The sequence below is a fragment of the Streptomyces flavochromogenes genome (assembly GCF_000717595.1).
GTDB lineage: Bacteria > Actinomycetota > Actinomycetes > Streptomycetales > Streptomycetaceae > Streptomyces > Streptomyces flavochromogenes.
This window is the reverse complement of record NZ_JNZO01000014.1, coordinates 333,421-352,980: the sequence shown is the minus strand read 5'-3', so window position 1 is coordinate 352,980 and position 19,560 is coordinate 333,421. Positions and strand designations below refer to the sequence as shown.

Annotated in this window: 16 protein-coding genes and 1 pseudogene; 7 read left to right on the top strand and 10 right to left on the bottom strand. The window is 71.7% G+C overall.

What is annotated here, in order from left to right; all coding sequences use genetic code 11:
• Nucleotides 1–261: 261 nt before the first annotated feature.
• The 5 genes from IF00_RS0119735 to IF00_RS0119710 all read right to left on the bottom strand — a co-directional run bounded on the left by IF00_RS0119735 (nucleotide 262) and on the right by IF00_RS0119710 (nucleotide 6,321).
• Nucleotides 262–1,455, bottom strand: coding sequence for an HTTM domain-containing protein (locus IF00_RS0119735; protein ID WP_037638555.1), 1,194 nt, complete (start codon nucleotides 1,453–1,455; stop codon nucleotides 262–264).
• On the bottom strand, nucleotides 1,445–2,002 hold the full coding sequence (locus tag IF00_RS0119730; protein WP_078944779.1) for a DUF5819 family protein: 558 nt from the start codon (nucleotides 2,000–2,002) through the stop codon (nucleotides 1,445–1,447). The genes IF00_RS0119735 and IF00_RS0119730 overlap by 11 nt, the downstream gene beginning before the upstream one ends.
• 304 nt (nucleotides 2,003–2,306) lie before the next feature.
• The gene (locus IF00_RS0119725; protein ID WP_030319788.1) at nucleotides 2,307–3,575 is read right to left on the bottom strand and encodes an ice-binding family protein; all 1,269 of its coding nucleotides are present in this window, start codon (nucleotides 3,573–3,575) and stop codon (nucleotides 2,307–2,309) included.
• 441 nt (nucleotides 3,576–4,016) lie between these two features.
• A complete protein-coding gene (locus IF00_RS0119720; protein WP_030319786.1) occupies nucleotides 4,017–4,871 on the bottom strand; it encodes a helix-turn-helix domain-containing protein in 855 nt (284 codons plus the stop codon).
• Nucleotides 4,872–5,418: 547 nt separating this feature from the next.
• Nucleotides 5,419–6,321 (bottom strand): UbiA family prenyltransferase, encoded by a 903-nt coding sequence (locus tag IF00_RS0119710; protein WP_030319785.1) that lies wholly within the window; start codon nucleotides 6,319–6,321, stop codon nucleotides 5,419–5,421.
• Nucleotides 6,322–6,327: 6 nt separating this feature from the next.
• Here IF00_RS0119710 and IF00_RS0119705 point away from each other — a divergent pair, with 6 nt between their 5' ends.
• The 7 genes and pseudogenes from IF00_RS0119705 to IF00_RS0119675 form a co-directional block, all read left to right on the top strand.
• A complete protein-coding gene (locus tag IF00_RS0119705; RefSeq protein ID WP_078944770.1) occupies nucleotides 6,328–7,485 on the top strand; it encodes a type III polyketide synthase in 1,158 nt (385 codons plus the stop codon).
• 13 nt (nucleotides 7,486–7,498) lie between these two features.
• The gene (locus IF00_RS0119700) at nucleotides 7,499–8,014 is read left to right on the top strand and encodes an isoprenylcysteine carboxyl methyltransferase family protein (protein WP_030319781.1); all 516 of its coding nucleotides are present in this window, start codon (nucleotides 7,499–7,501) and stop codon (nucleotides 8,012–8,014) included.
• Nucleotides 8,011–9,042: an NAD(P)/FAD-dependent oxidoreductase gene (locus tag IF00_RS0119695; protein ID WP_030319780.1), complete on the top strand. Its 1,032-nt coding sequence runs from the start codon at nucleotides 8,011–8,013 to the stop codon at nucleotides 9,040–9,042. Before IF00_RS0119700 ends, IF00_RS0119695 begins: the two co-directional genes overlap by 4 nt.
• Before the next feature lie 582 nt (nucleotides 9,043–9,624).
• Nucleotides 9,625–9,822 carry a zinc-binding dehydrogenase gene (locus IF00_RS45725; RefSeq protein ID WP_051820457.1) on the top strand — a complete coding sequence of 66 codons (198 nt, stop codon included), beginning with the start codon at nucleotides 9,625–9,627 and terminating at the stop codon, nucleotides 9,820–9,822.
• Nucleotides 9,823–10,183: 361 nt separating this feature from the next.
• Nucleotides 10,184–10,747, top strand: coding sequence for a dihydrofolate reductase family protein (locus tag IF00_RS0119685; protein WP_030319778.1), 564 nt, complete (start codon nucleotides 10,184–10,186; stop codon nucleotides 10,745–10,747).
• 260 nt (nucleotides 10,748–11,007) lie between these two features.
• A complete protein-coding gene (locus IF00_RS0119680) occupies nucleotides 11,008–11,394 on the top strand; it encodes a hypothetical protein (protein ID WP_425338335.1) in 387 nt (128 codons plus the stop codon).
• A 33-nt stretch (nucleotides 11,395–11,427) separates the two neighbouring features.
• Nucleotides 11,428–11,676 (top strand): annotated as a pseudogene (locus IF00_RS0119675) (arsenate reductase/protein-tyrosine-phosphatase family protein); the annotation flags it as partial.
• A 41-nt stretch (nucleotides 11,677–11,717) separates the two neighbouring features.
• On the opposite strand, the gene IF00_RS0119670 reads toward IF00_RS0119675, so the two are convergent.
• From IF00_RS0119670 to IF00_RS0119650, 5 genes are all read right to left on the bottom strand, one after another.
• Nucleotides 11,718–11,924 (bottom strand): Trm112 family protein, encoded by a 207-nt coding sequence (locus IF00_RS0119670; RefSeq protein WP_030319772.1) that lies wholly within the window; start codon nucleotides 11,922–11,924, stop codon nucleotides 11,718–11,720.
• Entirely contained in the window at nucleotides 11,921–12,826 is a 906-nt protein-coding gene (locus tag IF00_RS0119665) for a DMT family transporter (protein ID WP_030319770.1), read from the bottom strand. Before IF00_RS0119665 ends, IF00_RS0119670 begins: the two co-directional genes overlap by 4 nt.
• A gap of 3 nt (nucleotides 12,827–12,829) precedes the next feature.
• Nucleotides 12,830–13,723 (bottom strand): class I SAM-dependent methyltransferase, encoded by an 894-nt coding sequence (locus tag IF00_RS0119660; RefSeq protein WP_078944767.1) that lies wholly within the window; start codon nucleotides 13,721–13,723, stop codon nucleotides 12,830–12,832.
• The gene (locus IF00_RS0119655) at nucleotides 13,720–15,087 is read right to left on the bottom strand and encodes a condensation protein (RefSeq protein ID WP_245234583.1); all 1,368 of its coding nucleotides are present in this window, start codon (nucleotides 15,085–15,087) and stop codon (nucleotides 13,720–13,722) included. The genes IF00_RS0119660 and IF00_RS0119655 overlap by 4 nt, the downstream gene beginning before the upstream one ends.
• A gap of 152 nt (nucleotides 15,088–15,239) precedes the next feature.
• Nucleotides 15,240–19,556 (bottom strand): alpha-(1->3)-arabinofuranosyltransferase domain-containing protein, encoded by a 4,317-nt coding sequence (locus tag IF00_RS0119650; protein ID WP_030319764.1) that lies wholly within the window; start codon nucleotides 19,554–19,556, stop codon nucleotides 15,240–15,242.
• Nucleotides 19,557–19,560 lie beyond the last annotated feature (4 nt).

Sequence of the window (19,560 nt, the reverse complement as noted above, 5' to 3'; positions counted from 1 at the left end):
GCTGCCGGACTACCTCCAGACCGTGGTGGGCTGGGGGCTTCGACCAGGCCGCCGACGCGTTCGGCGGGGGTGCCGTGGGCAACGGAGTGGTCCTGCTGACACAGAGGCTGCGGGCCCTTCAGCATCGCCCTTCGGGCAAAGGCGGCTTCCGGTTGGCCGGGACACCGGACCTCCGTTGCCTGGGCTGCTGCTGCTGGTATCGGGGCCGGGAAGGTGCGTCGAATGGTGCGTCGAACTTGACCATTCAGACCGGTAACCGGCCTACGGAGGAGCGGTCTGTCCGCCCCGAACGGCCCGAGGGTGGTCCGAGGCGGGTACCTCTGGTCTCGCCTGTGCGGGTACGGATCCCGATCCTGCCGTCTGGCGGCGTTCGGACCGCATTCCGATGTGCTGTGCCGCACGCCGCCACAGGAGAGGCAGGAAGGTGTAGAAGCGGTCGGGGAGGAACACGGCGTCCGCGATGATCATCGCGCCGGAGAAGAGGGGCAGCCCCATGAGCACGGCGATACCCATGTGCATGCCGAGCAGTACGGTCAGAACGGGATACTTGAGCCTGCCGAAGAGCACGAACGGGAAGGCGACCTGCACGAGGACCGTCAGGTAGCCGACCATCGCGATCACCATCGGGAACTCGTTCACGAGTTGGGAGAGCGCGGGCCAGGGCTGGAACAGTTCGAGGTTGAGCGCGTAGTGGAGAGCGGTGCCGCCGCCCCAGGTGGCCCCCTGGACCTTGTACAGGCCGGCCGACCCGTAGAGGAAGCAGACCTGTGCGGCGATGACGAACATGCCGCAGTTGTGCACCACCGTGGTCAAGGTGACGCGGGCTTCCTTGAGTTGCTGCGCGTGGAAACTCTTCACCGGTTGCGGTGCGTGGGCCGCGCGAGCCTTCCTGAGCCGGTCTCGGCGTGCGTCCAGGGACCATCGCCGACCGCATGCGGTGAGAACGAGATACAGCACCATCAGCAGGACCAGGTTGTCGCCCCCGTCCGTCATGAAGATCGCTCTCGCGTGGAACGAGATCACCACGACAGCGAAGAGGACGGACATGACGCGGGTCCGCCAACCCAGCGTGAACAGCGTGGCCGTGACGAGGGCCATCACGTAGCAGAGTTCGAAGTACGCACGGCTCTCGGAGATGAGCAGGATGCTGTTCCAGCCCGTCTGATCGAAGAGCTGTGCTGCCAGTGCGGGTGTCCAGGGGGAGCCGGGGCCCCAGATCTCGTCACGGTACGGGAACTCGCGGAGCAGGAAGATCAGGTAGAGCAGCCCATATCCGATACGCAGGACCGAGGCGGCGTACAGCGACAGCGGCCGGGCGGTGAGAAGTGCCCACAGAGCGCCGACCCGGTCGAGAAGCCATCGGTGGACGGTGGTGACGAGCGATGTCTCCCGGTCCACGGGGCGATGTGGTGCGGCGGCCGGCGGGGGGGAGTAGGGAGTCTGCTCAGTTCCCACGGGGGGTCACCTTCCACCAGGGCAGGAGTCGGTTCTCGGTGGGCGTCGGCGGGAGGCTGTCGACGGGTGTGCCGGGCGGCGCGATGGGCAGCGTGATGACCCGGAGCTGAATGAATTCGAAGGTGCCGCCGTCGTTGTGGGCGGCGACGCGGTCCGCGGCGATGTTGCTCAGATACTTCTGCAGCATCACGGCCCGGTCCGAGCGTGCCGTGTCGCTGCCTCCATGGGTTTCGACGTAGGAGCTCCAGGCGCGGCGCACAAGGTTCTGGGTCGTGTGGCTCGGAAAGGGACTGTGCTCGACCGCAGAATTGTCCACGGCGGCGAGATCGAACCAGGGGCTCACCCGTACCGATCCGTCGGAATCGGTGTGCGCGGTTCTCGCCAGGACTTGCCGGTTGAAGGAGTCGGGGTCCGGGGCGAAGAGCCGCCAATTCTGTTCGAAGAGGGGGTAGACCCAACCATTGACCTGTGTGCTGTACCGCTTCGACACGGGGTTGGGGGGAGCCACGTGCAGGAACACCATGACGACGTGGACCAGGGTCGTCATCAGACAGAGGGTTACGGCGGTGTACAGCCCCGCCTTCAGGGCCCGGGCACTCGTCGGCGATTTGTCCGGCGCGCCCGCTTCGTCATGACGTGGCGGGGAGGCCGGATCGGAATCGTACTGCTGATGTTCCTTCACGGCCGCTGATTCAATTCCGCTCGACACCGCCCACCCTGGCTTTCTCGTATGTGTTGATCGCGCCTGAGGCCGCCGCGACTCTCACCGACGGCGCACGGCGCACGGCGGATTCGGTGAGGACTCCGCCGCGCGCCGTCATCTGATGAACGGGTTTCGTACAGGCTGCTGCCTAGCCCTTGTGGCCCGCGGGCTTGTTGCCGTAGCCGAAGTGCCCGTCCGGCTGCTCGCCGTGGCCGTCGTGGCCGTGACCCGGCTTACCGGGTCCCTCGTGGTCCCCGTGGTCCGGCCCGCCGTGGTCCGGCCCGCCCTGCTCCGGCCCGCCGTGGTCCGGCCCGCCGTGGTGCGGTCCGCCGTGGTGCGGTCCGCCGTGGTCCGGCTTGCCGCCGTGCCCGCCGGTGACGGCCCCGCCGGTCGTGTTCCCGGCGGTGATGCCCGAGGTGTTCCCGCCCGTGGTGTTGCCCGCGGTGTTGCCCGCGGTGTTCCCGGACGTGTTGCCGGAGATGTTCCCCGAGGTGCCGCCGCTCACGAGGCCGACGCTCGGTCCACCGATCAGACTGCCGCCGATCAGCCCCAGTGTCGTGCCCGTCGTCACCCCGGTCGTGGCGCCGGTCGTGGTGCCGGTGGTCGTTCCGGTGGTCGTTCCGGTGGTCGTGCCGGTCGTCGTGCCGGTCGTCGTTCCACCGGTGGCGCACCCGCCGAGGAAGATCCTGTTGTTGTTGAGCGTCACCGCGCCGTTACGGGCCAGGGCCCGGCCCTCGATGCTCGCCCCCTGGTTCACGAAGATGGAGGTCAGAGCCATGATGGTGCCGACGAAGGTGGAGGTGGTGCCGAGGGTCGCCGAACTCCCGATCTGCCAGTACACGTTGCACGGCGAAGCGCCGTTCGTGAGCAGGATCCGGCTGCTGGACGCCGTCGTCAGGGCTTCAGGGATCTGGAACACCCAGACCGCGTTGGGGTTTCCGCCGGCGTTCAGGATCAGATCGCCGGTGAGCCCGACACCAGAGGTGGCCCGGTGGACGCCAGGAAGCAGCTCCTGGCCCCCGCCGATTCCCGCGGCGAGCGGGAAGTCAGGCGCCTGGCCCGTCAGTTGGCCGGCCGCTTGGTTGTACGCCACGACCAGATCGCTCTTGGCCTGGAGGGCCTGGGCGTCCGCGGGATGCACCGCGCCGAGCACGAGGCCGGGCGGGAATCCGGTGATGGACCCGTTCGGGTGCGTCCCGAGGTCGTGGTCGAGCACCGAGTTGCCGGTGTTGGTGACTCCCTGACCTGCCAGAACGGAGTAGCTGGCTGTTGTGCCCAGAGGTACGGGTGTTGCGATGGCCAGTGCCTGTGTCGACGTCACGGCGACCATGACGCCGGCAAGCGTTGCGGCGAGAGCCGAAGCCAATCCGCCTGACAGAAGACGGCGCTGAGTCCTTCGATGGATGTGCAGCTTCATCAAGAGGCCAATTTCTGTGGGGGGGCCATGGCGTACCGGGCCCTATCGATCGCCCGGGATGCCTTCTAGCTGTCGCCGCATATTACGCAGGAAAATCCACGCGCCAACGCCGAGTAAGTGCAGGGAGGGGGGGATTAATATAAGCACATTCAAATTTGCGGGGCGGGATGAAAATATGCAGCCTTTTGCCTTCGGTGAGCCCGATCGTCACTGGATGAGTGGGGCTCGGTCGGCACGCACGAACTGGCTCCGTACATCCGTCCATAAAGTCGGCCTTGATGTGAACGCGGATGTACGGCCGGCCGGGTTAAATCAGGAATCCCGCAGAGTGGGCGTGGCGCGCACTGCTGCGAGTGGATGCGTGCCGAAGCGCGTTGCCTCTGATTCCGCCTGGTGGCGTGGTGGTCGTCGTCGCGGACTGGTGGCGTCGCCCTCAGAAGTTCATGACGTGTAGACCTTGATGGCGTCGGTGATGAGGTGGCGGCTGTGCCTCGGGGTGAGGGCCCGGGCGCGCAGATGGGCGTGCGTCACGCTGTACTGCTGCACGTCGGACGGCTTGTCCAGGCAGAGGCCGCTGGTGAACCTCTTCAGGTACACCACTGTCTCGCGGCTGTCGGGGAACTCCAGTACGGAGAACTGTCCTGACAGGCCTGGGTGAGCGCCCGCGCTGTGAGGAAGGACTTGCACGGTGATGTGTGGCTCGGTGCTGAGGGCGTGCAGGTGCTCCAGTTGCTCGCGCATGATCTCCCGGCTGCCGACGACACGTCGCAGGGCTGATTCGTCCAGGACGACCCGAAGGTGCAACCGGCGGTCCAGATCGTAGATCCGGTGCTGACGGCGAAGCCGCACCCTCAGCTGCGCGGCCGCCTGGCCGACCGTAGGCAGAGGGATCGTTTCGTCGAGGATCGAGGCAGCATAGGAGGGGGTCTGCAGCAGGCCGGGAATCACCATGGAGCCGTACGCGAGGATGGACGCGGCGGCCGCCTCCAGGTCGAGATAGACGCTGTGGGGGATGTCGCCGTAAGCGCGCCACCAGCCCTTCCGGCTCGATTCCCTCGCCAGCGCTGTCAGGCTGTCGACGACATGCCGGTCGGCAACGCCGTAGAGCCGGCAGAGGTCGCGCACGTCGCGGGGGCTGACGGCACGACGGCCGGTCTCCATGTGACTGACCTTGGCCTGGGAGATCAGCAGTCGCGCCGCCACCTGCGCGCCGGTCAGGCCGCTGTCCTTGCGGAGCCGACGCAGCTCCGTTCCCAGTCGTCGCCCTGTGACGGTGGGGTTGTTGTTCGCCGCCATGGGCGGTGTACCTCCGGCTCCAAGCTACTTCGTGTCCGAGCAGGGTGGCATGGACCACCGGCTTTTGATCATGCGCCGTGCCGCCTGTGTCGGGCGGCGGGAAAAGGACTTGTGACGGTGTGATTCGCCGTTCGGCGCGCTGGGCCATGAGCCGGTGGAACCGGTTCATGCCGGGCTCGATCAGGCAGGTGCCGATGGGGAGCGTGATCAGTTTTCATGTCGTCACCATCTGAGGTGAGGGCAGGTCCAGCGGGCCGGTCTGTGTGGGTGGGCCCCGTAGTCGTGGGCCAGGCGGCAGTGGTGCACGAGCCGGCCGAGGGCTCCTTTCGACGACCCAGCGACGGGGTTGCACGGTGTTTCCCGACGGCCCCCAGACCCGCGTGATCGGACTGTCGGGAACGAGCGGCGGATCGGCCCCTCTGAACCGTGGCCATGGCCGGCTCGTCGGTGCTGGTGCCCACCGAGACGGCCTCCGAAAGCCCGATCCTGTGCCCTCCCGCGTCCACCGCGTCCTGCCGGGTCCAGAACATCGATCTGCGCTCCGGCCTCAGGCGACGACAGAACCCCGCGCCAGGAGCTGCGCGACGGCCAGCCCCGCAACCGCGATCGCCGCCCGGAACGGCCATCGGCTACCCTCGCGCCACCTCGGGAGAGTACCGATGGCCGCGATGCATCCCGCTGCCGTCGCACACATCCAGCCTGGTGCACCTGCCGTCCCGGGCGGGCACACGGTGACGATCGCGACCGCGGCCAGCATCGTGACCAGTGAGAGCCGGCGACAGGCCACTGGGCCGAGGCGTTGAGGCAGACCACGAACGCCCGTCGCGAGATCGTCCGCGATGTCCGGCAGCGCGTTCACCCAGTGGGCGCCGACACCGAGGAGGGCACTCGTGACCACGGCCCACCAGGCAGGCCAGGTGTGCGTCGGCGGGCCGAGCGTCACGAACGCGGGCAGGGACGCGAACCCGACGGCGTACGGCACGGGGGAGATCGGAGTTCTCTTCAGGGCCAGGTTGTACGCCCACCCGCCGGCGATCACACCCGTGAGGTGGACAGCCGCGGCGGCAACGCCGCTGAGCAAGGAGAGCGGCACACAGGCGACGAGCGCCACTACGGCGGCCATGGCGGCCGTCCGTGGGCGCATCGCCCCGGTCGCGATCGGTTTGTCGCGCCGGCCGCTGGCGGTGTCCCGGCCCGCGTCCACCGCGTCGTTGCACCATCCGATCGAGAGCTGACCGGCGAGCACCGCCGCTCCGAGCGCCACGACATCCCCCGGTCCCCGCCCCGACGTGGCGGCCAGAGCGGTGACGAACACCGTCACCGCAAGCGTCGGCTCCGGGTGGCACGAGTGGAGCAGCGTCGCGAGCCGGTGTGTCGCTCGCACCGGAAGACCAGGGAGGTATAGAGACACGGGAGAAAGGTAATCGCGCCGTCGGTCGTGAGGAGACATCCCGGAATGCGTGTCCCCACAGTCGACCGGCTCGCCCCCGTCACGCCTCCGGGCGCGCAGGCCGGCGGCGCCGGCGATGTGCGGCCCGATCCCGACGGGTGGCAGACCGTCGTCGCCGCCGTCCGTACGGCCCTGCCGGAGCATCGGTACGCCCAGGACGAACTCACCGAGCTGATCGGCGACCTCTGTCTGGCCCCCGGAGCGGACCGGACGGTGCTGCGCCGACTGCACGGGGCCGCCGGGGTGCGGACCCGTCATCTCGCCCTGCCGCTCGACCAGTACGCGGCCCTGGAGGACTTCGGCCAGACGAACGCGGCCTGGATGGCCGCCGGTCTGGAACTCGGGGAACGAGCCCTGACCTCTGCGCTCGAAGCCGCCGGGCTGACGCCCCCGGACGTGGATCTGGTGGTGTGCACCTCCATCACCGGTATCGCCGCTCCGTCGCTGGACGCCCGGCTCGCCTCGCGCATGGGCATGCGGCCGGATGTGAAGCGGATTCCCGTGTTCGGGCTCGGCTGCGTGGCGGGAGCGGCCGGTCTGGCCCGGATCCACGACTATCTGCGCGGCCACCAGGGCGAGGTGGCCGCGCTGCTCAGCGTGGAACTGTGCTCACTCACCCTGCAGCAGCGTGACGACTCGCCGGCCAACCTCGTCGCCGGCGCCCTGTTCGGCGATGGTGCGGCGGCGGTCGTCGCGCATGCCGCGCGGGCCGCCGACCACCGGTCCGGTCGCCCGGCGGTGGTGGCCACCCGCAGTCTCCTCTACCCGGACACCGAGCACCTGCTGGGCTGGACGATCGGTGCCGGAGGTTTCCGACCGGTGGTGGACGCCGCCATCCCCGATGTCGTGGGAGCCCGGATCGGTCCCGACCTCCGGGGCTTCCTGGCCGTCCACGGCCTGGATCCGGACGACATCGGGACCTGGATCTGCCACCCCGGGGGACCGCGGATCCTCACGGCGGTGGCACACGCCCTGGACCTTCCCGACGGTGCCCTCGAATCGGCCCACCGGGCCCTGGCCGTGTCAGGGAACATGTCCTCCGCCTCGGTACTGCGGATCCTGGAGGACGTCACCACCAACGCCCCTCCCTCGCCGGGCTCGTGGGGCCTGATGATGGCCATGGGCCCCGGCTTCTGTGTCGAGTTCGTCCTCCTGCGCTGGTGAGGAATCACGGATCATGCTCTGGTACACGCTCCTCCTGGCGGCCGTCGCCGCGGAACGCCTCGTCGAACTCGCCGTGGCGAGACGCAACGCGGCCTGGACCCTGGCCCGTCTCGGGGTCGAGTACGGCAGCGGTCACTACCCGGTCATGGTGGCCCTGCACACGGCTCTGCTCGCGAGCTGTCTGACCGAGGCCTGGCTGGCCCACCGGCCGTTCCTGCCCGTACTCGGCTGGACCATGGTGACCGTCGTCGTCCTGGCCCAGGCGCTGCGCTGGTGGTGCGTCACGACCCTGGGCCCGTACTGGAACACGCGCGTCATCGTGGTCCCCGGCGCCCGGCTCGTGCGGGCCGGTCCGTACCGCTTCGCGCGCCACCCGAACTACGTCGCTGTCGTGGCCGAGATCGCGGCGCTGCCTCTGGTGCACTCCGCGTGGCTGACCGCGGCCGTCTTCACCGTGGCCAACGCGGCGCTGCTCGCCGTCCGCATCCGGTGTGAGAACACCGCCCTGGGGCGGGTGAGCGTGGCGTGAGCCGCACGCACGATCTGCTGATCGCGGGCGGCGGCCCCGCGGGGCTGGCCACCGCGCTGTACGCGGTGCGGGCGGGGTTGGACGTCGTCCTGGCGGAGCCGCGGGGCCTGCCCGTCGACAAGGCATGCGGAGAGGGGCTGATGCCTGGGGCCGTCAGGGAACTGCGCGCGCTGGGACTGGAGGTGCCAGGCCGGCCGATCGTCGGCATCCGCTACCGGCAGGGCCCTCACCACGCCCAGGCGGAGTTCCGGCAAGGCCCCGGCCTCGGGGTGAGGCGCACCGTCCTGCACGCCGCCCTGCACGCGGCCGTCGTCGCCGCCGGAGTCCCTGTCCTGCCGGTACGTGTGAGGGACGTGCGTCAGGACGCCGCGGGCGTCTCCGACAGTGCCACGGGTGTGCGCGCCAGGTGGCTCGTCGCCGCGGACGGACTGCACTCGCCGGTGCGACGTTCGCTGGGGCTCGGCATGCCCGGCGTGGGGGTCCCGCGCTACGGGCTGCGCCGGCATTACGCCGTGGCCTCGCCTTCCTCGTACGTCGAGGTCCATTGGGGTCTCCACGGCGAGGCGTACGTGACTCCACTCGGGTCGCAGCTCCTGGGCGTCGCACTCCTGACCTCACTGCGTGCGCCGTTCGACGAGCAGCTGGCCGGCTTCCCCGAACTCGCGGCGGCTCTGCCCCGCCAGGCCGCGGTCGGCGCCGTGCGTGGTGCGGGTCCCCTCCGCCAGAGGGTCCGGTCGCGCGTCCGAGGGCGGGTCCTGCTGGTGGGTGATGCCGCCGGCTACATCGACGCGCTGACCGGCGAGGGCGTCTCACTGGCTCTCGCCGGTGCCAGGGTACTCGTCGATCAGCTGCGTCGTGGCTCACCCGGCGCGTACGAGGGCGCATGGAAGCAGGCGACCCTCCGGCACCGGCTTCTGACCGACTGTCTGTTGCGAGCTCGGCAACGCCCTCGACTGGCCGACAAGATCGTGCCGACCGCCGCTCGGCTTCCTCGCGCCTTCGCCCTCGCGGTGAACGCCCTCGCCTGAGCGTCTTCCCCGCCGGACGACTCTGTCCGTGTCCGTTCGGTGCGGGCCCGGTCATCGACGGCTCGACGTCTCACCGCCTCCGTGCATGAGCTCGTCGGTGGGGCTGCGCGCCGGGATGAGTTGTCGTACCGCCCGATGATGGTGCCGATGAGACTGGCGGTGACGATCCGCTAGAGGGGACAGGGCGGGGTCGTGGAGGTTGTTGCGGCGGTCATGTGCACCCCTTCCGGGCAGGTGCGGGGACGATTCGGTGTCGTCGGTCGGGCAGGAGGCCGCGGGCGTCGTCACCGCTGTCGGTGAGGGGGCGCGGGCGGAGTCGGGACCTGTGGTCGTCGGGGACGAGGTGATCGTCTACCGCCCGCTGCAGGGTGCGTGCGCCGAGGAGCTGACCGTGCCCGGCGAAGCGCTCGTCCACAAGCCGGAGGATCTCGACTTCCCGGCCGCCGCCGATCCGTCGGCGGCGGGCACGACAGCCGCAGAGGCCCTGCACGTCATCGGCGCGGGACCCGGGGGGCGTCGTCCTCGTCCACGGCGCCTCCGGTGCGGTCGGGGTCAGTCTCCTCCAGCAGGCCGGGTGCCACCGTGATCGGCACGGCGTCCGAGGAGAACGCCGCACTCCTGGCCCGCTTCGGCGCCGAGCACGTCGCCTACGGCGACGGCCCGGCCGACCGGGTGCGCGCGCTGGCCCCCGAGGGGATCACCGCCGCGGTGGACTGCGCCGGCACGGACGAGGCCGTCGACACCTCCGTCGAACTGCTCGGCGGACGGACCGCTTCCTGACGATCGCCGCTTTCCCACGCGCGGTCACCCGGCCGCTGGCGTTCATCGCGGGCAACATGCCCGACAGCGCCGCCTACCGCTCTGCCGCGCGCCGGCGTCTGGTCGAGCTGGCCGCCGCGTGCGGCCTGGAGGTGCCGGTCAGCCGGACGTTCCCCTTCGAGCAGGCCCCGACGCGATGGCCCTGGTGGCCACCGGGCACCCGGGCGGCAAGATCGCCCTCGTCCTCTGACGTGGCCATCGCGCGCCTCCGGGATCGACCGGACGCGAGCCGGCCCCGTACGAGCATGAGATCGCGCACCGATGCGTTTCCCGCGGCGCGCCGGTCTGTACCCGCGAGACCGACTCACGGAAGGCTGGCACCATGCGGAAACTGATCTACGGCATGAACCTGAGCCTGGACGGCTACATCGCCGCGCCCGGCGACGACATCGGCTGGAGCGTGCCGAGCGACGAGATGTTCCAGTTCTGGTCGGACCAGTTGCAGGCGACCGAGCTGACGCTGTACGGGCGCAAGCTGTGGCAGACGATGAGCTCCTACTGGCCCACCGGCGACCAGCAGCCCGACGCCACCCCGGCGGAGGTCGAGTTCGCGCGCCGCTGGCGGGACATGTCGAAGGTGGTGTTCTCCTCGACGATCGACAAGGTCGACTGGAACTCCCGCCTGGTCACCGGCGACGCGGTCGCCGAGATCACCCGGCTCAAGGCCGATGACGGCGGCCCGATGGACATCGGCGGCGCGACGCTCGCCGGGGCGGCCATGCGGGCCGGGCTGATCGACGAGTACGTGCTGGCCACCGCGCCGGTCCTGGTGGGCGGCGGCACGCCGTTCTTCACCGCGCTGGACAGCTGGGTGAACCTGAACCTGGTGGAGACGAGGACGCTTCCCTGCGGAGTGATCCTGACCAGGTACGAGACGAGGCGCTGAGCGCCCGCCGCGCGACGCGATGTCGGCCGGGCACCGACGGGCGGAGCGAGCGGGAACCCTGCCGCGGAAATGACCGGCTCCTGCCCCCCATTGACCACCACCCGGGACAGCTCCGGCAGACGCTCCCGAGGTCCTGCGGCCGGCGGGGTGGAGATGAGGAGCGCCCAGGTCAGCTTCCGCAGGCGCATCCTGCTGCGGCCCTGGCCTCGGCCGGGGCCTTCGCCGGGTCCGCGGCCCGCTCCTCAGAGGTGCAGCAGGCGGTGGTTCCGCAGCACGCGTCGGAGGTCGTGGCCACCGCCGGGCTGGTCTGGCTCGTCTTCGGCCTGGCCCGCGCCGGCCGCGCGCACCTGGCGCCGCTGCTGGTCGCCTCCTGCATCGGCGCGGCGTACTGGTTCACCTCCTCCACGTCCTTCGCCGACCCGGCCGTCACGATCGGCCGGGCGTTCACCGACACCTTCGCCGGTATCGCCCCCACCTCCGTGCCGCCCTTCCTCGCGGCCCAGCTGATCGGCGCCCTTGCCGGTCTCGGCCTGGTCGCCGTCTGCTTCGGCCGCCCGGCCGCCGCGGGCGAGGACGAGGCCGCCGACCCCTTCGGCGGGCAGCAGCCCGCCGCCCGTTCCGCCGAAGAATGCGTCCTGTCCCGATGAGCACCTCCGCCGCCCCGTCCGTGCTGTTCGAAGGAGTCGGGCATCGACATCTCGGCCGAGACGCCGAAGGTCCTCACCACCGAGGCGGTGCAGGCCTCGGACGTCGTGATCACCATGGGCTGCGGCGACGCCTGCCCCTACTTCCCCGGCAAGCGGTACCTGGACCGGAAGCTGGAGGACCCCGCCGGACAGGGCGTCGCCGCGGTCCGGCCGATCCGCGACGAGATCGAACGCCGCATCCGCGGTCTGCCGGCCGAACTCGGCATCGAGGCCGCGGCGTGAAGGGCCGCCGCGACCGGTGCGCGCATCGCGCCCCGGGAACCTCACACCCCGTGGTCGCTCCCGGCGGCGGGTTCCTCGGCGGCGGTGGTCACGCCGGAGGAGGGCAGCAGCTGCGGGATGCCGTCGACGATCGGGTAGCTCCGGCGCAGGCGCGGGTTGTAGAGCGCGCCCCCGATCTCGTCCAGGATCAGCGGCCCTTTGTCGAGCGGGCAGGCGAGGATCTTCAGCAGGGGGCTGTCGGGCTTCATGACCGGGTTCCTTCGGGAGTGGGGGTGTGCGTCTCGTGTCTCGGCAGGGTGAGCAGGACCGTCAGTGCCAGTACGGTGCCGCCGAGACGCAGTAACAGCCGCAACGGGTCTTCGGGCAGCGGCTCGTCGAACGCGATCGTGCCGCTCACGATGGAGAACACGCAGCTCACCGTCGAGCACACCGGGACGATCAGCGACGCCCGGCAGCGCTGCAGGGCGGTCTGCGACAGCACCAGTCCGCTGACGCCTGTCGACAGCAGGAGGTACGGGTACGGGGAGGCCAGCACGGCGGGCACGGAGCCCATGAGGTCCTCGGTGTCCAGATGCCCGGAGACGCCCTTGATCGCGAGCGAGCTGACGCCGTAGATCAGGCCGACGGCGACCGCGTAGGCCACTCCGGTGGTCGGCTGCCGATGCCGCCGGCGGGCGCGCCGCTCCGCGGCCGTGTAGAGCACGAGGCCGGCCGCGAGGGTCGGCAGGCACAGGGCCAGCAGGATTCCGGTGGGAGCGGTACGACTGATCTCCTCGCTGGTCTCGTACAGCGAGGCCACCACCATCACGAGCGCCAGACCGATGACGGCGACCGCACGCCGCTCGCGGCCGGAGGGCCGCTCGCCGAGCACCAGCGACGAGAGCACGAGCAGGAGGACGAGACCGGACAGGAACAGGCCCTGGGCGGCGGCGATCGGCAGGGTGCGGTAGACGGCCAGCTGCGCGGCGAAGCCCAGGGCGAGCGCCACGGCCCCGCAGATCCACAAGGGCCGGCCGGCCAGCAGCAGGAGGGCCCGGCCCGGCCGTGCGGCGCTCAACGGCGGCATGCCGGCCAGCGCCCGCTTCTCCAGGACGAAGCCGGTGCTGTACAGGACGTTCGCCACCAGCGCGGCGGCCACACCCCACACCACGGTCTACACCTTTCTCGCATGCACGAGGAGGATGGACGCGAGCGACGGCGCCCCGCAGGCCAGCCGGTCCAGCGGCCGGAGCGGGCGCGGGACTCCGTGGAACGGCGCGCCGGCGAGCTTCACCACCTCGAACCCGGAAGCGGCCACGAACGCGCGCAACGCGCGTGCCGTGTACAGCCGCAGATGGCCCACGACCTCGCTGCCCGGTCTGCCGTGGATGCCCCGCAGACTCACCTCGGAGAACACCGGCTGGACTCCGGCGAGCAGCAGAGCGCGGTTGTACCAGGCGCCGAGGTTCGGTGTGGAGAGCATGAGATGCCCGCCGGGGCGCAGGACCCTGCGCAGTTCGTCGAGGGCGCTGTCGGGGTCGACAAGGTGCTCGACGACCTCGCTGAACAGGACGGCGTCGGCACTTCCGGAGGCGAACGGCAGCCCGCAGCCGGTCAGTTCGCCGCGGACCACCTGGCTCAGGCGCGGGGCCGCCCGGCGCAGGGCGTCCTGCGACCAGTCGATCCCCACGACGCGGTGCCCGCCGAGTACGCGGGCCGCGATCGCGCCCGCCGAACCGTCCCCGCAGCCCACGTCGAGCACGGTCGCGGCCGGGCGGCCGGGTCCCACGGAGCCGAGCGCGTCGGCCAGCATCCGGGCCTGTCGCAGGGTCCGGGCCTCCCCGGAGGCGACGGGAACGGTGGGGTTCTCGTAGAAGTCGCGGAGCCCGGGGGCGCGCGGGGCCGGCGAAGTCGCCTCCGTGGCGGACGACTTACCGGCTTCCTCCGACTCGGCTACGTCCGACGCGGCTTCCGGCCCGGCTACTTGAGACGCGGCTTCCGAGTCGGCTGCTTCCGGCTCGGCCACCGCCGAGTCGGTGGCTGCCGCGACGTTGGCTGAGGTGGTCATGACGGCCTCTTGTGGTTGTCCGGGGTGGAGCGGGTTCCCACCGGTGTCGTGTCCGGACGCGGGGTGTCGTCCCCGGTCCGGGGGAGGGAGGTCGCCGACAGCGACTCCGCGAACAGGCCCGCCAGTTCCGCGCCCGCCGCGTCACCGAGCAGCGCCCGCGACCAGCGCAACGTCACATGCAGTCGCCCGTCGGTGGAGGCGGCCGCCACGCTGAGTCCCCGCGGCATCCGCGCCGGTGCGGAGAACCACACGGCCGTCGCCCGTCCCGCGTCGCCGAAGTCCAGCGCGTACGGCACGCGTCCGATGTTGGTGACCAGCGCCGTCGACGTCCAGGGCGCCGCCGCCCGCCGTGCGCCACGGGTGAGCACGCCCCGGACGCCGACCGGCAGCAGCGGTGCGGTCAGCAGGCCCGCCCCCGCGCCCATGGGGGCGCCGTCGGCCGACTTCAGCGCGCGGGTGCGCCGTGCGGTGGTGCGCAGCAGCCGGGCGACGGCCTCCGGGTCCGGCCGCTCACCGAGCAGCAGCTCCGTGTCGCGCGGGTCCTCGGAGGTCATGGCCACCTCGACGAGCCGGGTTCCGTTGCCCATCGGCATGTCCGTGCCGCGCGGACGGTCGTCCACGGGCATCGTGAGCCGTACGGGACCGGCCGGCCGGCCCCGAGAGACGTTCCAGCGCCCCACCATCAGTGAGGTGGCGACGAGGAGCTGGTCGTTGACGGTCCAGGGCGGGAGGCCTCCGTTTCGTGGCGCGCGCCGCGGAACGGGCAGGTCCGCCTGGACCATGCCGTTGCCCACGGCACGCGCGCGTACCGGCCCGGGGCGGGAGTCCGGCGCGACCCGTACGGGCCGCGCCCGTACGGTGCGGCCGGTGGCACCGGACCCGCTGGGAGCCGGCCCCGAGCGCTGCGGCCGGACCCGACCGGGAACCGACAGGGCTGCCGTGCCGCCGTACTGTTCGGCGGTCGTGGCGAGCACCCGCAGCCCCGACGGGGCGTCGAGAGCGGTGTGATGCAACGTCAGCAGCAGTACGGTCCCGCTCTGTTCCACTTGGACGACTTCCAGGCGCATCGGCGGCACCAGGGTGAGCGGTGGGCATTCCGTCAGGGCGCGGACCCGTGCCCGCGCCAAGGCGTCGGGTCCCGGCCCCGCGAAACCCACCGGATCGCCGTCCGGTCGACCGGTCAGCTCCCACGCGAAGGACCGCCGGTGCCCACGTCCGGGCACTTCGCGTGCCAGCACCCGGGGGTGGGTGAGGAGGGCCTGCTGGAACGCGGCCCGCAGCCGTACCGGGTCCAGTCTGCCGGGCAGGTGGACCTCGATGTGCACGCTCTCCGGTTCGTCGTCGCTGAGGCAGTGCCGCGACACCTCGTCGACGGTCGGAAAGGGAATCCGGACCCTGCCGGGAGGGGCGGCGGCCCCTCTCCCGGCGGCGGTCGCCTTCTCAGGGGCGGCCCCTCTCCCGGCGGCGGTCGCCTTCTCGGCGGCGGTCCCCCGCCCGGCCGCGGTGCACGGATCGGTCACGAGGGGCCACCGCCCTCCGGCCGCCGGAGGGGCTGCTCCGGCCGGTGCCCGTGGCCGGTGCTTCGCGGCCTGGCCGTGACCACCGGTCCGGCCTCCGGCGCGGCGGACCCGCCGTCGTCCTCATGCCCGTGGCCGTCTGCCCCTCCGTCGTCGCCTCCGTGCCCGTCGTCGTCCCCGTGCCCGGCGGCTGCCGTCGGCCGTACGGCCGTCACCAGCGCGGCAGACAGGGCCACCAGCGTGAGCACCTGCGCCAGGCCGCTGAACGCGCCGGTCCCGTCGGCGACCGGATCCCCGGCGCTCAGGGCCGCGACGACGCCGGCGCCGCCCATCGCCACCGCCGCGGTCCGCACCAGCACATCCGGCCGGAACCGCGCCGCCACGGCGAGCACGGGCACGACCAGGGCAAGGGGCCCCGCCGCCACCGCGACGACCGCGGTCAGCACCAGCGTTCCGAGGAGCATCCCCGAGGCCGCCGGTTCGGGCAGCTTGTCGTCGGTGCCACCGTCGTCGCGCCGACGACCCACGAAGGCCAGGGCGGCCAGGGCGACGAGCGCGAGCGCACCGCCGACCAGGGCTGTCCGGTACGAACCGGAGGGCTCGAACTCCATGGTCACCGTGCCGGAGGCACCGGCCGGGATCACCCAGGCCTGCTGCCAGCCGTCGAGGCGCACCGGCTCGAGGGCCGTGCCGTCCAGGGTGGCCTTCCAGCCGTCGTTGGCGTTCTCGTGGGTCCGCAGGTAGACGGCCTCGCCCGTACCCGCCGACAGCGAGACGGTCCGGCTGTCGTCGGACCACCTGGTGACGGTGGCCTCACGGCCCGCCGCTCCGTCCATGGCCCGCGGGGTGCCGCGGGTCAGTGTGACGTCGGTGATCGCCAGCGGGCCCGCGTCATCCGCCTCCACCTCGTGATCGCCGGACGGAAGCTCCAGGGTGCCGTCCCTCTCCTCGCCCGCGCAGAGGGTCACGGTGACGGGGCGTCGCTCGGTGAGGTCCCGGACGAGCCCGGAGGCCTTCGTCTTGTGCAGGACACCGCCCACGGCGAGGTCCGGGCCCTCACCGCACGGCAGTGAGAAGCGGGCGGACGGCTTCGGCCGCGGCACCCGCAGATCGGCCAGCGCGGGAACGTGCACCTCGCTCAGCCCGACGGGCAGTTGCAACTGCGCGTTCGCCACCGGGTTGTGAACGGTGAGCGGCGCGACCCTGGTGAGGGAGATGTCGAGCCGGTTCGTCTCGATCGCCGGGAAGCGGACCCGCCCGTTCTCGTCCACGTCGGCCACCGCGGCGCCGTGCGGGGAGCTGATCATCACCTGCTCGGGCCGGGTGGACACCCCGCCCGCCGGCGCGAGGACGATCTCGTCGATCCTCTTCATCGCGGGCCAGCTCAGATGGACGACCGGCCGGTCGCCGGCGATCCAGGCGGTCGTCAGATCGCCGTCGACCAGGTTGCGGGCACCGAATGACGTGCCGTTGCGGCCGGTGGAGTCCACGGCGGCCGTCAGCCGGTTCTTCGATCCGGGGGCCGCACGGTCGAGCAGTTCGTCCAGCGCGCCGCCGGGCACGGCGACGGCTCGCGCGGACACCCGGTACTCGCCCGGCTCCTCGGTGCTGAACCGCCGGTGCAGTCCCACCTCGGCGGAGGCGGGCGACAGGCCGCCCGCGTCGGTACCGCGGTGCAGGGAGTACACGGTCGCCTCCGCGTCGGTGTTCTCCGCGTCGGCGGGCAGCTCCAGCAGACGCGTCACCTGCACGTCCGGGATCGACACCTCGGAGAATCCGACGCCGGAGAGCCCCGGGCGCGCCTGCTGCGCGGCGAGGACGGTGATCTTCATCCAGGAGGCCTCGCCGGCGGGAGCCCTGACGGTCTGCGGCAGGCCGTCCGTCCGCAGGGGGCTGTCGGCCGAACCGCGGTCGGTCTCGATCCGCACCTGGGTGGGCGCCGCGCGCATCGCGTCGCCCGGCAGGGGCGTCAGCCGGAGGGAGGCCGGGAGGTCGGTCGGCCGGGAGAAGTCCACCCGGAGCCACTGTCCGACCGGCTCGCCCGGGCTGCCCTCGGCCCACGCGGTGTCCGGGTTCCCGTCGAAGGCGTTCACCGGGTCGTACTGCGGCAGGTGGAACAGCCAGTTGCCGCTGCTGGAGGCCGTCACGGCCCGTGCGCCGCGCAGCACCGCCGTCGTCTGGTGACCGGCGCCCTCCGACGGCAGGATCTGCTTCGGGCTCTCGCCCGGGTTCTGCAGGCTGCCGGAGTGATTGCGCTCGTCCGCGGTGTAGGTGTACGAGGTGTTGTTGTTGACCAGGCCGAACCGGGTGTCGGCCCGGCGCAGCCCGTCCGCGACCGCCTTCACCGGTGCGACGACGCCCTTGGGAAGCGTGTCCCCGGCCAGTACGGCCGGACGGCCGGTCATCGAGGGATCGGCGGACAGCTGGAGCAGCGCCTCGGGTCCGCCACTGACCACGGCCGTGTCGGCCACGGCCGAGACACCGACTCTGCCGGGCCGCCCGGCGTCCCGCGGCTGGTAGATCTCCACGGCCTGGAGCCGGGGGTAGAGCCCCTGCACCTGCAGCGGGGTGCCGGCGGCGATGCGTCCGCCGGTCACCAGCGGGCCGAATCCGGTGACCTTGCGGTAGCCGGACGACTCCAGGGTCCGCTTCACCGTCTGCGGGGGGACGTAGCCGATCTGGTCGGGGTCGAGGTCGTTGCGGACGACCACCTCGTGCATGCCGGCCCGGGCAAGGTACGCCCGGAGGCCCGGGACCTCGGCGCCGGACAGCAGCGCCTGCTCGACGGCGTCCGTCATACGGCGTGCTCCGGGGGTGCCGAAGGGGACGAAGTCACGCTGTGCCCAGGGGGTCTCGGCCAGCACGTCGAACGGCTGGTCGATGGGGGAGCCCCAGGTGTAGATGCCGTGCGCCGTCGCGGGGACGACCAGGGCCCTGCTGTCCCGGGCGTTGTCCTTGAGCCAGCCGGCGGCCTTCTCCCAGTGGGTGGGCAGCTTGGTGAACGCCCCGGGCTGGAGGATCGAGCCGTTGACGTACGGGAGCACCAGACCGGGCAGTACGAGCACGGCCGCGGTGGCGGTCACCCAGCGGCGGCCGCGGAGTGCGTGAGAGCCTCTGCTCTCGGGCAGCACGGCTGCCAGATGAGCGAGGCCGAGGACGAGCGCCAGGGCCAGTCCCGGCTGGAACTTGTAGATGTTGCGGAACGGCTTCAGCGGCCCGTTCAGCCAGTCCTGGACGGCGCCGTGGAAGGGACCGCCGAAGGATCCGCCGTACCCGGCGAGCGTGATGAGGGCGACGGCCAGGACGGTCAGGACCAGCCAGCGGCGCTCCGGGAGGTCCCGCCGCGCCAGGCCGGCGAGGCCGAGTGCCGCGGCGAACGCCGAGCCGAGGACGGTGACGACGGAGGTCGCGACGGTCCAGCCGGCGGGCAGCCACGCCTCACCGAAGTTCAGATAGGCGACCCAGTTGCCGGCGCCGCGGAGCAGCTCGGTCGCGGACATGGTGGCGGTGGTGGTGTCGGCCTGCTCGACGTACGGCATGAAGTTCTCGCCGTACGCGCCGAGCAGGAGCAGCGGCACCACCCACCACACGGTGGCGAGCGCGACGCCCGGAATCCACCATCCGAGCAGCGCGCGCCGGCGCCGGCCGGGCGGGCGGCTGAGGAGGTACAGGCCCACGGGCAGCAGCGCGGCCAGAGTCGAGGCGGCGTTCACGCCGCCCATGAAGGGGATCAGAAGGGCCGACCGTGCGGCGGCCTTCCGGGGGCTGTACGCCGCGGAGGTCAGCGGCAGCAGCACCCAGGGCAGCAGGGCACCCGGCAGCGCGGCGGCGGAGGTGGAGCCGATGACGATCGTGAAGGTGGGCCACAGCGCGTAGGCGACGGCGCCGAGGACCCGGGACGAGGGCGTCCCCACGCGCAGCCGCTCGGCGAGCCGGAGCGCGCCCCAGAAGGCGGCGGTCACGATGACCGAGAGCCAGAGCCGTTGGGCCAGCCAGACCGGCACCTGCAGCAGGTCCATGAGGCCGTAGTAGGGGAGTGCGGGGAAGGCGTAGCCGACGTACTGGTTCGCTATGCCGCCGAGGCCGACGTTCCCGTTCCACAGCGACCCGAGGTCGCCGAGGAAGCGCCAGGGGTCGAGGGCGACGCCGAGTTTGGTCTCGAACGTCGTCTTCCCCGGTGACACCGAGAGGAACGCCACCAGGACGAGGGCCCAGAAGCCGAACAGCAGGCGGCGTCCGCGTGGTTCGCCGGACGCCTCCGTCGGCGTGGGGCCGGGCTGCGGCACCCGGGTGGGCGCCTGGACCGTAGTGGTCATGACC

What these genes read in the sequence shown, in the direction of transcription:
- IF00_RS0119650 (WP_030319764.1), bottom strand. Translation starts at nt 19,556, where the DNA reads ATGACCACTACGGTCCAGGCGCCCACCCGGGTGCCGCAGCCCGGCCCC.
- IF00_RS0119685 (WP_030319778.1), top strand. Translation starts at nt 10,184, where the DNA reads ATGCGGAAACTGATCTACGGCATGAACCTGAGCCTGGACGGCTACATC.
- IF00_RS0119710 (WP_030319785.1), bottom strand. Translation starts at nt 6,321, where the DNA reads ATGTCTCCTCACGACCGACGGCGCGATTACCTTTCTCCCGTGTCTCTA.
- IF00_RS0119700 (WP_030319781.1), top strand. Translation starts at nt 7,499, where the DNA reads ATGCTCTGGTACACGCTCCTCCTGGCGGCCGTCGCCGCGGAACGCCTC.
- IF00_RS0119660 (WP_078944767.1), bottom strand. Translation starts at nt 13,723, where the DNA reads ATGACCACCTCAGCCAACGTCGCGGCAGCCACCGACTCGGCGGTGGCC.
- IF00_RS0119705 (WP_078944770.1), top strand. Translation starts at nt 6,328, where the DNA reads ATGCGTGTCCCCACAGTCGACCGGCTCGCCCCCGTCACGCCTCCGGGC.
- IF00_RS0119670 (WP_030319772.1), bottom strand. Translation starts at nt 11,924, where the DNA reads ATGAAGCCCGACAGCCCCCTGCTGAAGATCCTCGCCTGCCCGCTCGAC.
- IF00_RS0119725 (WP_030319788.1), bottom strand. Translation starts at nt 3,575, where the DNA reads ATGAAGCTGCACATCCATCGAAGGACTCAGCGCCGTCTTCTGTCAGGC.
- IF00_RS0119720 (WP_030319786.1), bottom strand. Translation starts at nt 4,871, where the DNA reads ATGGCGGCGAACAACAACCCCACCGTCACAGGGCGACGACTGGGAACG.
- IF00_RS0119730 (WP_078944779.1), bottom strand. Translation starts at nt 2,002, where the DNA reads ATGACGACCCTGGTCCACGTCGTCATGGTGTTCCTGCACGTGGCTCCC.